Source organism: Streptomyces sp. NRRL S-350 (genome assembly GCF_000719705.1).
Taxonomy (GTDB): domain Bacteria; phylum Actinomycetota; class Actinomycetes; order Streptomycetales; family Streptomycetaceae; genus Kitasatospora.
This window is the reverse complement of the sequence record NZ_JOHO01000101.1, coordinates 1-14,197: the sequence shown is the minus strand read 5'-3', so window position 1 is coordinate 14,197 and position 14,197 is coordinate 1. Positions and strand designations below refer to the sequence as shown.

General features: G+C 72.9%; 15 protein-coding genes. 6 read left to right on the top strand and 9 right to left on the bottom strand.

Going from position 1 to position 14,197, the window contains the following annotated elements; genetic code table 11:
• Both IF30_RS0138510 and IF30_RS0138505 read left to right on the top strand, forming a co-directional pair.
• Positions 1 to 190: non-reducing end alpha-L-arabinofuranosidase family hydrolase (locus IF30_RS0138510; protein ID WP_030247433.1), on the top strand; the 190-nt coding region annotated here is incomplete at its 5' end.
• Between the two features lie 177 nt (positions 191 to 367).
• Positions 368 to 568 carry a hypothetical protein gene (locus IF30_RS0138505; protein ID WP_030247432.1) on the top strand — a complete coding sequence of 67 codons (201 nt, stop codon included), beginning with the start codon at positions 368 to 370 and terminating at the stop codon, positions 566 to 568.
• 102 nt (positions 569 to 670) lie between these two features.
• On the opposite strand, the gene IF30_RS0138500 is transcribed toward IF30_RS0138505, so the two are convergent.
• The 3 genes from IF30_RS0138500 to IF30_RS0138490 form a co-directional block, all read right to left on the bottom strand.
• Positions 671 to 1,933 (bottom strand): acyltransferase family protein, encoded by a 1,263-nt coding sequence (locus IF30_RS0138500; RefSeq protein ID WP_234323002.1) that lies wholly within the window; start codon positions 1,931 to 1,933, stop codon positions 671 to 673.
• A 48-nt stretch (positions 1,934 to 1,981) separates the two neighbouring features.
• The gene (locus IF30_RS0138495) at positions 1,982 to 3,112 is read right to left on the bottom strand and encodes a PP2C family protein-serine/threonine phosphatase (protein ID WP_063752980.1); all 1,131 of its coding nucleotides are present in this window, start codon (positions 3,110 to 3,112) and stop codon (positions 1,982 to 1,984) included.
• A 265-nt stretch (positions 3,113 to 3,377) separates the two neighbouring features.
• Positions 3,378 to 4,595, bottom strand: a complete 1,218-nt coding sequence (locus IF30_RS0138490) for a cytochrome P450 (RefSeq protein ID WP_037902704.1) — start codon at positions 4,593 to 4,595, stop codon at positions 3,378 to 3,380.
• 268 nt (positions 4,596 to 4,863) lie between these two features.
• Here IF30_RS0138490 and IF30_RS0138485 point away from each other — a divergent pair, with 268 nt between their 5' ends.
• Entirely contained in the window at positions 4,864 to 5,220 is a 357-nt protein-coding gene (locus IF30_RS0138485; protein WP_030247425.1) for an arsenate reductase family protein, read from the top strand.
• 76 nt (positions 5,221 to 5,296) lie between these two features.
• Here the strand turns inward: IF30_RS0138485 and IF30_RS0138480 are convergent, their stop codons facing one another.
• Positions 5,297 to 5,767: a pyridoxamine 5'-phosphate oxidase family protein gene (locus IF30_RS0138480; RefSeq protein WP_030247423.1), complete on the bottom strand. Its 471-nt coding sequence runs from the start codon at positions 5,765 to 5,767 to the stop codon at positions 5,297 to 5,299.
• Positions 5,768 to 5,869: 102 nt separating this feature from the next.
• Between IF30_RS0138480 and IF30_RS0138475 the strand changes: the two genes are divergently transcribed.
• Both IF30_RS0138475 and IF30_RS0138470 read left to right on the top strand, forming a co-directional pair.
• A complete protein-coding gene (locus tag IF30_RS0138475) occupies positions 5,870 to 6,466 on the top strand; it encodes a DUF1697 domain-containing protein (protein ID WP_030247421.1) in 597 nt (198 codons plus the stop codon).
• Positions 6,467 to 6,647: 181 nt separating this feature from the next.
• Positions 6,648 to 7,193: a DUF1707 and FHA domain-containing protein gene (locus IF30_RS0138470; protein ID WP_030247419.1), complete on the top strand. Its 546-nt coding sequence runs from the start codon at positions 6,648 to 6,650 to the stop codon at positions 7,191 to 7,193.
• A 153-nt stretch (positions 7,194 to 7,346) separates the two neighbouring features.
• On the opposite strand, the gene IF30_RS0138465 is transcribed toward IF30_RS0138470, so the two are convergent.
• The 3 genes from IF30_RS0138465 to IF30_RS0138455 form a co-directional block, all read right to left on the bottom strand.
• On the bottom strand, positions 7,347 to 8,309 hold the full coding sequence (locus IF30_RS0138465) for a DUF1152 domain-containing protein (RefSeq protein ID WP_030247417.1): 963 nt from the start codon (positions 8,307 to 8,309) through the stop codon (positions 7,347 to 7,349).
• Between the two features lie 195 nt (positions 8,310 to 8,504).
• The gene (locus tag IF30_RS0138460) at positions 8,505 to 9,320 is read right to left on the bottom strand and encodes a hemerythrin domain-containing protein (RefSeq protein WP_030247415.1); all 816 of its coding nucleotides are present in this window, start codon (positions 9,318 to 9,320) and stop codon (positions 8,505 to 8,507) included.
• A gap of 289 nt (positions 9,321 to 9,609) precedes the next feature.
• Positions 9,610 to 10,662 (bottom strand): alpha/beta hydrolase, encoded by a 1,053-nt coding sequence (locus IF30_RS0138455; RefSeq protein WP_234323001.1) that lies wholly within the window; start codon positions 10,660 to 10,662, stop codon positions 9,610 to 9,612.
• A 387-nt stretch (positions 10,663 to 11,049) separates the two neighbouring features.
• On the opposite strand from IF30_RS0138455, the gene IF30_RS0138450 reads away from it, so the two are divergent.
• Positions 11,050 to 11,793: an SDR family oxidoreductase gene (locus IF30_RS0138450; protein ID WP_030247411.1), complete on the top strand. Its 744-nt coding sequence runs from the start codon at positions 11,050 to 11,052 to the stop codon at positions 11,791 to 11,793.
• Between the two features lie 52 nt (positions 11,794 to 11,845).
• On the opposite strand, the gene IF30_RS0138445 is transcribed toward IF30_RS0138450, so the two are convergent.
• The gene (locus tag IF30_RS0138445; protein ID WP_030247409.1) at positions 11,846 to 12,067 is read right to left on the bottom strand and encodes a hypothetical protein; all 222 of its coding nucleotides are present in this window, start codon (positions 12,065 to 12,067) and stop codon (positions 11,846 to 11,848) included.
• 114 nt (positions 12,068 to 12,181) lie between these two features.
• Positions 12,182 to 13,918 carry a carbohydrate-binding module family 20 domain-containing protein gene (locus IF30_RS0138440; protein ID WP_030247407.1) on the bottom strand — a complete coding sequence of 579 codons (1,737 nt, stop codon included), beginning with the start codon at positions 13,916 to 13,918 and terminating at the stop codon, positions 12,182 to 12,184.
• Between the last annotated feature and the right edge of the window lie 279 nt (positions 13,919 to 14,197).

Sequence of the window (14,197 nt, the reverse complement as noted above, 5' to 3'; positions counted from 1 at the left end):
CAAGGCCAACAGCGGCGCCACCTGGACCAACGACATCAGCCACGGCGACCTCGTCCGCAACAACCCCGACCAGACCATGACCATCGACCCCTGCAACCTCCAGCTCCTCTACCAGGGCAAGTCCCCGACCGCGAGCGGCCCCTACGACCAACTGCCCTGGCGCCCGGGCCTCCTCACCCTGCAGCGCTGACCCGCCCGGCAGCGCTGACCCACCCGACCGACTGCCACCCACGGATCCGAGAGACCAGGGAACCAGGGAACCAAGGAACCCCAGCCGTGCACCGGCTGGGGTTCCTTCCCGTGGGGCCCGCAGTCAGGAGCCCTTGGCCTCCCGGGCCAGGCCGCGCTCGTCCCAGTCGGCGGTGATGTGGTCGAACGCCTCTCTGGGCAACCCGCCCCGCACCCGGCCGACTGGCGCTCACCACGGACGGCCGCCGCCGCCTCGCCACCGTGGACCGACCGGATCGGCGCCTTCCGCGAACTGTCCATGACCGGCATCACCATCGAGGAGTGCCGCACCGCCGTCAGCGTCCTCGAACGCATGACCCACAACCTCGAACCGCGCTGATCACAGCCGTCGGGCCCGGCGGCGTCCGCGAGGCGCCGGAGGGACGGAACAGGGCCCGGCGCCGTGGGGCGCCGGGCCCTGTCGGGTGGCGGAGCGAGCGGGTCAGAACGGGCTGGGCTCGTGCGGTGCGCGGGTGTCGTCCGCGGGCGGCGCCGGGACCCAGGAGGGAACCCCGGCCTGCAGCACCGGTGCGGGTTCCGGGGCCGGGGGCGGGGTGGCCTTCGGCAGCAACGGTTCGGCGGCCCGCAGTTGGGCGATGCTCGTGGTCATGCCCCGCTTGAGGCGTGGAGTGAGCGGCTTCTCGATGAACCGGTGGACCAGCCAGGAGGCGACCAGCATGCCGCCGGTGACGACGCCCACCGCGACCCAGGGCTTGGTGCCGCGGTCGTAGAGGGCGCGCAGGGCCGTCCAGCCCATGGTCTCGTGCAGGAGGTAGAGGGGGTAGGTGAGAGCTCCGGCGAAGGTGAGCCAGCGCCACTGGATCCGGGAGGCCCAGCCCAGCGCCACCGCGATGATCACCAGGTAGGAGAGGGTGGTCAGCAGCACGGCCGGCCAGATCGGCAGCCCGGGGCGGTCGAGGTAGGGATTGAGCTCGCGCTGGTGCTGGATCGTGTAGAGGACCGAGAGGATCCAGCTGATCCCGACGATGCCGAAGAGCATCAGGTTCGGTCCGTACCGGTGGACCAGGTACAGCGCGAGACCGGCGATGAAGAACGAGGAGACCTCCGACATCGCGAAGAACTCCAGCACCGGCCACTTGGTGCTCGCCGAGACCAGCCCCGCCACCGTCCAGATCGAGCAGAAGGCGACGATCCGCCGGTAGGTCACGCCCTGCCACACCACGATCGCGAAGAGCAGGTAGAAGCGCAGCTCGACCCAGAGCGTCCAGTAGACGGCATCGACGTCCTTGATGCCCAGCCCCTCGTGGAACATCGTGAGGTTGGCGAGGACCTGCTCCGCGGGGAGCGTGTGGCGCACGAGCGGCCAGACCGTCACGACCGCGCTGCAGGCCAGGACGGCGAACCAGTACGCCGGATAGAGCCGGATGACGCGGGAGCGGACGAAGTCGCCCACCGGGCGGCCCCAACTGCTCATGCAGATCACGAACCCGCTGATCACGAAGAACAGGCAGATACCGGTCCACAGGTAGGCCCCGAGCCAGGAAGCCCGGTGGAAAACGTCCTGGACCGGCCTGCCCCAGGCGCTGTCCTCGGGCTTGCTGCCGCCGCCGTATCCGACGTAGTGGTGGAAGACCACCATCAGCGCAGCCAGGATGCGAAGGCCGTCCAGGGCGGCGAGACGGCCGGTGTTACCGGCCTTGCGGAGGCCCGAGGAACCTGATCGTTGCCGGGGGAAAATGCTCACGGCAGAAGATAGCGCACACACGGTCAGGCGAGCGTGACGGCCCGGCCGCTACCGCCCCCGCGTATCCGGCGCGTCCGGGGCGTCCGGCGCGTCCGGCGTGAGGGCGAGGACGGCGAGGTCGTCGGCGAGCAGTCCGGCGTAGCGGCGGACGTCCTGGGCCAGGAAGGAGACCAGGCGCTCGGGCTCGGTGGTGCCGAGAGCGGCGAGGCGCGGGGCCAGGGGATAGAAGGCGCCGGCCGCGTCGCGGGCTTCGCTGACGCCGTCGGTGTAGAGCAGCACGGTGTGGCCGGGGGGAAGGGCGACGGCGGTCGGTTTGCCGCGTTCCTCGGCGGGCCCGAGGTGGCCGAGGCCCAGCGGCAGCTCGTCGCCGCAGGCCACCGGTGAGATCCCGGTGTCGGACAGCAGCAGTGGGGTGGTGTGGCCGCGGTTGACGATCTCCACGCAGTCCGAGCCGGGCCGGTACTGCAGCAGGACGGCGGTGGCGAACAGTTCGTCGTCGCCGCGGTCGGCGGCGTCGCGCAGCACCGCGCGGTCCAGCTGGTCGGCGAGGTCGACCAGCCCCGGGGTGTCGTGCGCGGCCGCCCGGAAGGCGCCGAGGACGTCGGCGACCGTGCGGATCGCGCCGAGCCCCTTGCCGCGGACGTCCCCGAGCAGCAGCCGTACGCCGAAACGGGTGTCGCACACCTCGTACAGGTCGCCGCCGACCAGCACCTCGGCCTGCGCCGAGCGGTAGAGGCCGGCCACCCGCAGTCCCCCGGCCCGCTCGGGCACCGGCCGGAGCACGGTGCGCTGCAGGGTCTCGGCGACCGTACGGGCCTGCAGCAGGTTGCGGTTCTGCCGGGTGCGCTGCCAGGACAGGGCGGTGCCCATCACGCCGGAGAGCAGGGTGGCGATGTAGACCCAGACGTGGTGCTGCTCGTTGATGTGGCCCGCGCGCAGGGCCAGGACGAGTTGGAGTGCGAGGGAGCCGCCCGTGGCGGTGGCGGTCAGCACCGGGCCGTAGCTGAACGCGGCCACCACGGGCAGTGCGGTCAGCAGGAAGCCGGCGGCGACGGCGTCCGGGACGACGGCCTCGGCCGTCAGGTCCAGGAGCAGCAGGACCACCGGGAGCCACGGGACCCAGCGAGGCACCCGGGGCTCCAGCGCGGCCGGGCGCGGCGGGCGGGGCGCTGTGGGCACGGCGGGACCTCCTGCCTGGCGGCCACTCCGGGCGATCGGTCCGAAATGGTCGGTTTCGTCCCTCCATGCTCTCCCACGAACGGCCCAACGACGAACGGCCGAACGTCCCGTCCTCCCGAAACCGGCCGGCGCCGGACGGCCACCGGCGGACAGACCGCCACCGGACGGACAGCCACCGGACGGACGGCCACCGGACAGGGCTGGAGGACCGCCACCGCACGGACGGCCACCGAGCGGCCACCGAGCCGTACGGCGGACGGCCGGCTCAGCGCACCGTCACCGGCAGCGTCTCGAAGCCGCGCAGGATCAGGCGGTCCCGCCGGGTGGGGACGCCGCCGGGGGCGAGGCGGGGGAAGCGGTCCAGCAGGGCCGGTACCGCGACCTCGGCCTCCAGCCGCGCCAGCTGGGAACCCAGGCAGAAGTGCGGACCGCCGCCGAAGCTGAGCGGCTGGCTGTCCGTGCGGGTCGGGTCGAACACCCCGGGCCGCTCGTACCGGGCCGGGTCGTGGTTCGCCGCGCCGATCAGCAGGGTCACCCCGCTGCCGGCCGGGACGGGCAGCCCGTCGATCTCCAGGCCGTCCTCCAGCGCGACCCGGCCGGTGGCCTGCACCGGGGAGTCGAAGCGCAGCACCTCGTCCGTGAACCCGGCCGGGGTGACCGCGCCGCTGCGCAGCCCCGCGGCCGCCTCGGGGTGGCGGAACAGCAGGGCGAGGCCGTTGCCGAGCAGGTTGGTGGTCGTCTCGAAGCCGGCCACCAGCAGCAGCACCAGGTTGGCCAGCAGTTCCTCGGCGGAGAGCCGACCGCCGTCCTCGGCGGCGATCCGGGCCAGATCGCTGACCAGGTCGTCCTGCGGGCGGGCCAGCCGCTCGGCGGCCAGCTCGGTGAAGTAGCGGCACAGCTCGTCCGCGGCCCGGTCGGCCTCGGTCAGTTCGCCGGGGTCCGCGCTGATCTCCAGGACGACGGTCAGGTCGGAGGCGAGGCCCCGGAAGCGGTAGCGGTCCTGCTCGGGCACGCCCAGCAGCTCGCAGATCACCCCGACCGGGAGGCGGAAGGCGAAGGCGTCCATGAAGTCCACCGGTGAACCGTCCGCGCCCTGCCCGGCCATCCCGTCCAGCAGGGCGGCCACCGCCTTCTCCACGGCCGGGCGTAGCGCGGCGACCCGGCGCGGGGTGAACACCGAGGCGATCAGCGAGCGCACCCGGGGCTGGTCGGGGGCGTTGCGCTGGAGGATCGACCGGCCGAAGAGCGCCATCGAGGAGTGCGCGAGGTAGGCCGGCTCCAAGCCCGCCATCATGTCGGCGGTCGCGACGCCGAAGGCGGGCGTCCGCAGCACCCTGTTCACCGCCGCGTAGCCGCTCACCACGAACATCCCGTCCCCGGCCGGGACCACCGGGCCCAGCTCCAGCGCCTTCGCGTAGAGCGGGTACGGATCGGCCCTGACCTCAGTGGTCATCAGCCGCTCGATGATCTCCGCGCCGTCCATGCGGTTCTCCCCTCCGAGACCACGGATCGCACTCCCGCGCTCGCTCGCGCTTCCCCGTCCGTGAACCGCCGGGGGCACACCGGAGTTCCCGTCCGCGGACGGGTCCGAAGGGACGGGTCCGAAGGCGCGGTCCCTGCGGCGCAGGACCGAAGGCGCGAGACCGAAGGCGCAGAACCGAACGCACGGTCGCCACGGCGCGGGACCGAAGGAGCGGCTCCCGGGGCCGGGTTCCCGAGACAGCCGGGAGCCGCTCGATAGGCTGGCCGGCATGGAGATCTGGATCAACCCGCGCTGCAGCAAGTGCCGGACGGCCCTCGGCGAGCTGGACGACGCCGGGGTCGAGTACACCGTGCGGCGCTACCTGGACGAACCGCCGACCGCGGCCGAGCTGGAGCAGGTGCTGGAGCGCCTCGGCCTGGAACCCTGGGACATCACCCGCACCGACGAGCAGGCCGCGAAGGACCTGGAGATGAAGGACTGGCCCCGGGAGGCGGGCGAGCGGGCCCGCTGGATCGCGGCGATGGTCGAGCATCCCATCCTGATCCAGCGCCCGATCATCACCGCGGACGACGGCCACGCCGTCGTGGCCCGCACGCCCGAGGCCCTCAGGTCCGTTCTGCCGTAGCACCCGGGCCCCGGACCCCGGCCGCAGGGCCTTCCGCCGTGGGCACATCCGTCGTCGGGCCCTCGGAGCCGGCCGGTCAGTGGAGCTGGATCCGCTCCACCGGCCGGCCCGGGTGCCAGTTGTGGACCAGCAGGTGGTCGCCCTCCACCGTGGTGTGCACGACCTGGTCGAGCTCCAGCCGGAAGGCGTGGAACGGGGTGGGCGGCGGCTCGGGCAGATCGGCGGCGAACGCGGCGAGTTCGGTCTCGTCGGTGACCTCGACCGCGCGGCCGGCGACCTTGGAGTCCCCGCCGGCCATGGTCTCGTCCCCCGGGTGCGCGTGCAGGGCGAAGCGGGCGTCGCGCCGGAGGTCGCGCGCCTTGACCGCGCCGTACATCGACCCGAGCCACAGGTCGGCGCCGACGAAGTTGACCTCCGTCCCGCTCACGCGCGGCGAACCGTCCTTGCGCAGCGTCGCCAGGACATGGTGCTTGGCCGCCTCGAACCGGGCCCGTACCAGGGGCGCCAGATCGGGGGCCTGCTCTTCGAAATCCTGCCAGGTGGCCATGGCGCAAGTCTGGCACCCGGTACCGACAACCGCCGTGCGCGAACGGCCTTCGGGGGCGCCGGACGGCCGGTCGCCGTCGTACGGCGGTGCCACACTGGCGGGGTGACCACCACGACCACTTACATCGCGTTCCTGCGGGCGATCAACGTCGGCGGCCGCACTGTGAGGATGGAGCGGCTGCGGGCGCTCTTCGCCGAGCTGGGGCTGGCGAACGTCCGCTCCTACATCCAGAGCGGCAACGTCTTCTTCACCACCGACGAGCCCACCGACGAGCCAGCCGCCGGGCCCGCCGCAGCGCCCACCGCCGGGCCCGCCCGCGCCGCGCTGACCCGCCGGATCGAGGAGCACCTGGAGCAGGCGCTCGGCTACCCGGTGCCGGTGATGCTGCGGACGGTGGACGAGGTGGCGGCCATGCTCGCCGCCGAACCGTTCCGGGGCGTCGAGGTGACGCCGGACGTCCGGCTGGTCGTCGCCCTCCTCTCCGAGCCGCTGCCGGCCGGCTTCCCCCTCCCGCGACGCTCGCCGAAGGGCGACGTCGAGGTGGTCGGCGCCGACCCGGGCGCCGCGTACGTCGTGGTCCACCTCCAGAACGGCAAGTGGGTCACGAAGGACATGTTCGGCAAGGCCTACCAGGGGTCGGCCACCTCCCGGTTCTGGCACACCATGGAGAAGATCCTGGCCGCCGCCCGCAAGGCCTGACACCCCGACGACCTGCGGGAACAGTCGGCGGGGACGGCCCCGGGAAACCGGCGGAACCGCCCCTCGGCCGGGCGGAACCGCGGGCCCGGACGGGGCGTCTGGACTGCCGTGACGTACGAACCATGCGCCCGCGCACGGCGTGATCTGGACAGCCCGAGCCGGTCGAGCCGACAATCTGGCCATGACGCCTCCTGAGCTCCCCACCGGCCGGGTCCGGCCCTCCGACGCCGAACGGGACCAGGCGCTCGGGGTGTTGAAGGACGGCGCGGGCAGCGGGCGGCTCTCGCACGAGACCTTCCTCGGCCGGATGGACATCGTCCTGCAGGCCACCAGCCGCGACGAGTTGGACGCGGCGGTGGCCGGGCTGCCGACCGGCGGCCCGGTCGAGCGCTTCGTGCTGCGCACGGTCGGCCGGATCTCCGGCTTCGGCGACCGGCTGAACCGGGCCTGGCGCGCCGAGCGGCTGCCCGGGCTGAGCCTGCCGCAGGCCGGGGCCGTGATGCTGACCATCGGTCGGCTCCCCGGCTCGGGGCTGCGGCTGCACCACGCCTCGGTCTCCCGGCACCACGCCGAACTGCGGCACGAGGGCGGCGGCTGGGTGCTGTACGACCTCGGCTCGACCAACGGCACGCACGTCAACGGGCGCCGGATCGCGGGCGGGGTCCTGGTCCGGCCGGGCGACCAGGTCCGGTTCGGCGACCTGGAGTTCCGGCTCGCCACTTCCTGAGGCTCACCCCGGCACCGACCCGAGCGGCCAGTCCCACCGGCCCGGCCGGCCCAACCAGCCCGGCCAGCCCGACCAGCCCGACCAGCCCGACCAGCCCGACCAGCCCGACCCGAGCGGCCGGTCCCCCCGGCCCGGTCAGCCCAACCCGCCCGGTCAGTGCGGGAACTGGCGGGGCGGCCGCTGCCGGGGCAGCTCGTCCTGGAACCGCGCGATGGCGGTGGCGATCTGGCGGATCAGCACGGTGTGCTCCAGCCGGTCCAGGTAGCGGTTCTCGGCGGCCAGCGCCTCGACCGTGACGCCGAAGTACACCGCCATCAGCGGATTGACGAACAGGTCGCTGCCGTTGGTCCGCTCGGTGAACCGGACGTTGCCGAACTCGCCGCGCAGTGCCGCCGCCACCGAGCCGTTGACGATGCTGGGGTGTTCGGGGAAGGCGGCCCTGGCGTGCTCGACGGCGTCCAGGTAGAGCACCGCCTCCCGGCTGTCGCGCGGGATGGAGAAGGCCCCGAGGTAGCCGCCGGCCCGGTCCAGCGCGGCGAGGTTCTCCAGGACCAGGGTGTGGTTGACGCCGTGGTAGGCGTCGATGCCGAAGCCCAGGCAGGCGACCAGCCGTTCGGGCACCTCGGTGAGGCCGGCCACCGCGGCGAGGCTGGCCATGTCCTCCTCGGGGGTGCCGAGTCCGGCCTCGTCGCCGCGCATCAGGATGTCGGTGCCGCCGTCCACCAGCAGGACGGCGTCGACGCCCAGTCGGCCGACGAGCGCGCGGTAGGCCTCGCGCAGCGGCTGGACGCCCACCTTCGGGAAGGCCCACACGGTGTCGGGCATCCCGTGCCGGTTCAGCCAGCGGGCCAGGGTACGCTCCGGGAAGTAGCCCCCGGGGGCAGGGGTGTCGGGCCCGATCATGGCCAGGTCGGGCTCCGTCCAGACCTCTTGTGGAAGGCCGTAGAGGTCGCTGAAGGAGAGGTTGGCCAGGTGCACCTCCTTGTCCGCGGCCCGCAGGGCTAGGGCCAGCGGCAGCCCGGCGTACACGTCGAACCCGCCGCCCGCGCCGGCGATCAGGATGCGGTCGGAGGCCAGGAGCCGGGTGATCAGCGGGGGTTGCAGCAGGGAGGTCACCGGCGGACGATAGCACCGAGGGTTCGCGGGCTCCCGCTGTGTCGTGGCGGGGTACGCACCGGCAAAACGCGACGGGCCGCATTCCCGGCAGGGCGCCGGGAGTTGCCGGTCGAGGGTCGTCTGACGTGCGGTCAGCTGTGGCCATGAGCGATGCTGCCACGCGCGTAGATCGCCGGCCCGCGAAAACCCCGCCGCTCAGTCGGCGATGGTCCCCAGGTCGCCGCCGGGGCCCTCGCCCGCACCGCCGTCCCGGCCCTCTTCCGGCCCCCACAGCGGCGCGGTGCAGCGCTGGTACGTCGCCTGCCAGTGCGGCCAGTTGCGGGCCGTGTCGTCGTCGCACTCGGCCAGCAGCCGTTCGACGGCGGCCGCCGGCACGCCGTCCAGCAGCCAGGCCAGCGCGTCCGCCGCGCCCGGGCCGTCCGCCGCGCGCAGCAGGTCCAGCAGTTCGCCCAGGCCGCCGAGCCGGGAGCCCTCGGCGACCACCCGGTCCATCCGGGGCAGCAACTGCCGCTCCTCGATCCGCAGATGGGTCTCCAGCCGGGCTGCCAGGTCCTCCATCGCGTACGCGACCGGCCAGGCGCTGCCGGTGTCCCGGCTGGCGATCCGGACCAGCGTGGTGACCCTGGTGAACGAGTGGTCGAGGTTGTGGTGGTCGGCCTCCAGCCAGTTGAGGAGCAGCCGCAGCTCGGGGGCGAAGCGGCGCACGATCGGCCAGATCCGGGTGTCCTGCTGCTCGTGGTGGCAGGTGAGCATCGCGGTCATGAAGTTCCAGTGCCGCACCAGCGCCTCGCCCTTGTGGTCCTCGCCGGGCTGGAGCAGCCGCAGCGCGTTGGGCAGCCGGGCGAGGTCCCGGCGCAGCGCGGCGTGCACCAGCCGCAGTCCGGCGAACCGCATGGTGGCCGGGTCGTCGTCAGCGGCCCGGCCGTACGCGTCCGCGCCCCGGGTGTCGGCTCCGGAGTGCCCCTGTGCGGGCACGGCGGGGGCGGGCTGGGGCAGCAGGTGGATGGGCATGGCACTCTCTTCACGGCTTGGGGCACGGCGGCGGTGGCGGCCGGTGGAGGACCGCCCAGCCAAGGTGCTCGAAGTCGATCAGAAGTGAATCAATGTCCGATTGACGTGCAGGTCACAGGCGTGCGCGCGGTCGCTCGGGCCCTCCGGGGCCGGCCCCCGGCCGCCGGGAACGACCCGGAACGGCTTCGGGCACAGCCCCGGGCACAGCCGGAGAAGCTGGAACAGCGCGGCACGGCACGGAACGACACGGGGCGGAGCAGCGCGGCCCGGCCCGCCAGCCGGGACCGGCTCAGTTGGCGGCCGGCCCCGCCAGGTGCTTGGTGAGCCACTGCAGGGTGTCCGGGATCATCTTCTTGAAGTCCGCGGTCAGGTGCTTGCCGCCGGGCTGCTCGTAGTACTCGATGGTCACCGGCGGGACGGCCTTGGCCACCCAGTTCTTGACCACCTTGGTCTCGTACGGGTTGGCGCCGCCCGCGGTGACCAGCATCTTCACGTCGGCCTTGCCCTCGGCGACCAGCAGGTCCGGGTTGTTGGCGGCGCGCTCGGCGTCGTGTCCCTTCCACAGCCCCGAGTCCGGGATGAAGTAGCCGTCGATCGGCACCGCGGCCTTGTAGACCTCGGGGTGCTGCAGTGCGAGCTTGGCGCTGCAGAAGCCGCCGGTCGAGGCGCCCATCACGCCCCAGCCGTCACGGCCCTGGACGGTGCGGAAGTTGGCGCGGACGAAGTCCGGGATGTCCTCGGCCATCCAGGTGCCCATCTTGGGCTGGCCCGGGATGTCGGAGCAGTCCAGCGCGTTCTTCTCGTCGCCGTTGAAGTTCTGCACCGGCATGATCATGATGAACGGGTGGGACTTGCCCTCCTTGACCAGTTGCTCGTTCGCCTCCTGGATCGGCAGCTGGTTGTCGGTCCAGGTGTTGTAGCCGTTGCTCTGGCCGCCGGCGAAGAGGGTGAGCACCGGGAAGCCGGTCTTGGCGTACTTGGGGTCGTTGTACTCGGGCGGCAGCCAGACCCAGACCTTGCCGGAGACACCGGACTTCGCGCCGGTCACGGTGGTCACGAAGATCGGTCCGGCGGCCGTGTCCCGGGCCTTGGCGAGGTTGGCGTTCGGACCGGTGGGCATCAGCACCTTGCCCACGCCGACGGAGGGTGCCGCGGAGCCCGGGGCACCCGTGCCGCCGCCGGCCGGGGTGCCCGCGGCGCTGCCGGTCGCGGCCGGGGCGTCCGCCTTGGCGCTGTCCCCCTTGCCACCGCCGGAACTCCCGCAGGCCGCGAGCGCGGCGGCCAGGGCGAGCACGGCGGCGCCGGACAGGACGGCACGGGAACGGGACGACTGCCTAAGCACGGTGAGGACTCTCCGACCGATGTCGCGCCCGGTCCGTCTGACCGGGCGGCGGCCCCCCGGTGGGGCCGGACAGGCCGGGGGCACGGCGCTGGTACGGCCCCCGGAGTAGTGGCGCGCCGTCCTTCGCAGGGGCGTGCCTTCCTGCGATCTTATGACGTGGGCCGGGACGGCCCGGTTGCGCGGTGGCCACCGGAAATCCAATGTTTGTTCGCGATCAGGTAAAACCCTTCACCACTCCCTCCGGTCGGCGGGGGCCGGTCGGCGGGGGTCCGTGCCGCGATCCCGGACGGCCGGCGGATTCGGTCGTTCCGACCAGTGACGGCGGCCCGCGGATCCGCGACGATCTCTCCCGGGACCGACCGGGAACCGCCACCGAGGAGAGTGCCAATGCCCCCGCAGATCGCCGTCGTCACCGGAGCCGGGAGCGGCGTCGGCCGGGCCGTCGCCGTCGAGCTGGCCGCGGCCGGCTGGCTGCCCGTGCTGGCCGGCCGCCGGGCCGAACCGCTGCACGAGACCGCCCGGCTCTGCGGGGCCCCGGCGGACGTGCTGCCGACGGACGTCACCGACCCGGCCGCCGTCGACGCGCTGTTCGCCGCGACCGCCGAACGCCACGGCCGGGTGGACCTGTTGTTCAACAACGCCGGCAGCTTCGGCCCGGCCGTCTTGGTGGAGGAGCTGGAGGTCGAGGCCTGGCGGGCGGTGGTCGACCTCAACCTCACCGGCGCCTTCCTCTGCGCGCGGGCCGCGTTCCGGCAGATGAAGGCCCAGGACCCGCAGGGCGGCCGGATCGTCAACAACGGCTCGATCTCGGCGCACGTCCCGCGCCCGCACTCGATCGCCTACACCGCCACCAAGCACGCCGTCACCGGTCTGACCAAGTCGCTGTCGTTGGACGGCCGCCCGTACCGGATCGCCTGCGGACAGATCGACATCGGCAACGCGGCGACGGACATGACGGCGGCGATGGGCGCGGGCGTCCGGCAGGCGGACGGCCGGATCGCGCCCGAGCCGACCATGGACGTGGCCGACGTCGCGCGCACCGTCCGGCACATGGCCGCCCTGCCGCTGGAGGCCAACGTGCAGTTCGCCACCGTGATGGCGACGGCCATGCCGTACATCGGGCGCGGCTGACCGTCGTCCCGCCGGTGCCGCGGACCGGAGCGCGCGGCCCGCGGGACGCCGCTCACTCGTCGTGCGAGTGCCGGTAGCGCAGCACCTCGCCGTCGTCGTGCAGCCGGTAGACGCTGGTGGTCGGCCAGTACTCGCCGGTCTCGGCGGCCGGCAGTTCGGCGCGGAGCACCATCCGCAGGGCGGGCGGCGGGGCGTCGGCGTTGACGCGCTTGCGGTGGCCGTCCCAGCGGCCGCCGCACAGTTCGAGGTCCAGGACGAGGGGGGTGGCTCTCATCCCGCGATGGTGCCGGCGACCCTGCGCCCGCTGGGGTTTCCGGGGCGCGCGGTCACCCACACGAGGGAACCCCGCCAGGTCGGGCTGACGGGGTTCCCGGAGTGGTGCGGAGGACTACGGACGCCAGGTGTCGTTCAGCGTGACGACCCCGCCGGAGGGCGCCGTCGCCGTCCGGTTGGCGCCGGACTCCCAGGTCACCGCGCCGCTCGCGTCCTTGCGGAGGTACTTGTACTGGAAGGAGGTGCCGGCCGGCAGCGAGAGCGAGAGCGACCAGACCGGGTAGCCGGCCGAGGAGAGCGGCAGCGCCTTGGCCGGGTCCCAGCCGCCGAGGGCGGCGACGTCGCCGACGACGTAGATGTTCTGGCCGGGCACGGTGGTCGCGTTGACGTTGAACGAGGCGCCGGAGGCGGACACGGCCCCGCTCTGGACGTACAGCGCGACGGCGTCGCCCGCGCCGACCGTCGCGGTGAACTGCCCGCCCGCGTTCACCTGGTAGGTCGGGCCGGTGCAGCCGCCGCCCGGCTGCGGGTCGCCGTGCTGGACGTCGCAGTAGGTGCCGGCCGGCAGGCCGGTCTGGAAGGTCTGGGTGATGGCGCCGCTCTCGTGGTTGATCGCGACGTAGCCCTTGTTCCCGCGGCCGAAGGCGATCGCGTTGTTGCCGTTGGACCACCAGTTGGTCACGCCGGTGCCGGCGACGGCGTTGCGGAAGCCGACCATGTTGGCGACCTGCCGCCAGGCGTGGGTGCAGTTCCAGCCGTCCTGGTAGCAGGCGTTGACGGTGCCGCCGTTGGGCGGGCCGTCGTCCTTGTTGGTGAAGGCGTAGCCGGAGTAGATGTTGGGCGAGCCGTACGTCGAGGCCAGCAGGAAGACGTTGGCCAGCGTGTAGGTGTTGCCGTAGGTGTAGTTGAGGGTGGAGCCGTTGCGCTCGGTGTCCCAGTTGTCGAGGAAGCTGCGGGCCTGGTTGCCGGGCAGGTAGCCCCAGGAGGCGCCCCAGCCGTTGAGGTTGGCGAGCTTGTCGCTGGTGAACATCCGCTTGAGGTCGGTGCCGACCCGGAACTCGTCGACGTCGCCGGTGCCGGTGTACTCGGTGGGCTGGATCGGCTCGCCGGCGCCGTAGATGAACTCCTGCGCCCAGTAGGCGTTCGGGTTGGCGGTCTTGGCCTTGATCGAGGCGAGGTCGGTGGCGGCGATGTGCTTGGCGGCGTCGATCCGGTAGCCGTCCACGCCGAGCGAGCCGAGGTCGTCCAGGTAGTGCGCGATGGTGGTCTGGACGTAGGAGCTGCCGGTGTCCAGGTCCGCGAGGTCGACCAGCTCGCAGTTCTGGACGTTGGAGCGGTCCTGGTAGTTGGAGATCGCCTGGCGGCAGGAGTGGAAGTCCTGGTCCTGGTAGGTGCCGGGGTAGTTGTACTTGCTGTACGCGGTGCCGCCGGTGCCGGTGCCGGAGCCGGCGGACATGTGGTTGACCACGGCGTCGGCGATCACCTTGACCCCGGCCGCGTGGCAGGTGTCGACCATGTTCTTGAAGGACGTGCGGTCGCCGAGCCGTCCGGCGATCTTGTAGCTGACCGGCTGGTAGGAGGTCCACCACTGCGGGCCCTGGATGTGCTCCTGCGGCGGCGAGACCTCGACGAAGCCGTAGCCCTTCGGGCCGAGGGTGGAGGTGCAGGCCTGGGCGACGGAGTCGAAGCGCCACTCGAAGAGGGTGGCGGTGACGTCCTTGCCGTTGTTCGCGGGCGGGGAGGCCTGGGCGGCGGGGGCGCCGAGGGTGGTGGCGAGCGAGAGTGCGAGCGCTGCCGAGGCGGCGAGCGCGCCGGCCGCACGGGCGGGCCGGCGGGTGGGGGTGGTGACCACGTCGTCTCCTGGGGGTGGCTGAGGTGGGGCAGCCGGAGGTGAGCCTGCAGGAAGTTTCTGTAACTTGCCGGAAACTTGCAGCGCCGAACCTAGGGTCGCCGGGAGACACCGTCAAGACCTCGGGAAGATACGTTTCCGCATCACCGGAGCGGGGCGTACGGCAAGGGCCCGGCAGCCGTAGCCGCCGGGCCCCTCACCTGTCCTGGTTCACCGTCCCCTCAGGAGGGGCCGGCCCCGGTTCAGCCGGTCTGGACGGAGGTGTCGTCGATCACGAAGCTC

Coding starts and splice junctions, on each gene's coding strand:
- IF30_RS0138480 (WP_030247423.1), bottom strand. CDS start 5,767: ATGGCCACCTGGCAGGATTTCGAAGAGCAGGCCCCCGATCTGGCGCCC.
- IF30_RS0138470 (WP_030247419.1), top strand. CDS start 6,648: ATGACGCCTCCTGAGCTCCCCACCGGCCGGGTCCGGCCCTCCGACGCC.
- IF30_RS0138485 (WP_030247425.1), top strand. CDS start 4,864: ATGGAGATCTGGATCAACCCGCGCTGCAGCAAGTGCCGGACGGCCCTC.
- IF30_RS0138460 (WP_030247415.1), bottom strand. CDS start 9,320: ATGCCCATCCACCTGCTGCCCCAGCCCGCCCCCGCCGTGCCCGCACAG.
- IF30_RS0138450 (WP_030247411.1), top strand. CDS start 11,050: ATGCCCCCGCAGATCGCCGTCGTCACCGGAGCCGGGAGCGGCGTCGGC.
- IF30_RS0138490 (WP_037902704.1), bottom strand. CDS start 4,595: ATGGACGGCGCGGAGATCATCGAGCGGCTGATGACCACTGAGGTCAGG.
- IF30_RS0138445 (WP_030247409.1), bottom strand. CDS start 12,067: ATGAGAGCCACCCCCCTCGTCCTGGACCTCGAACTGTGCGGCGGCCGC.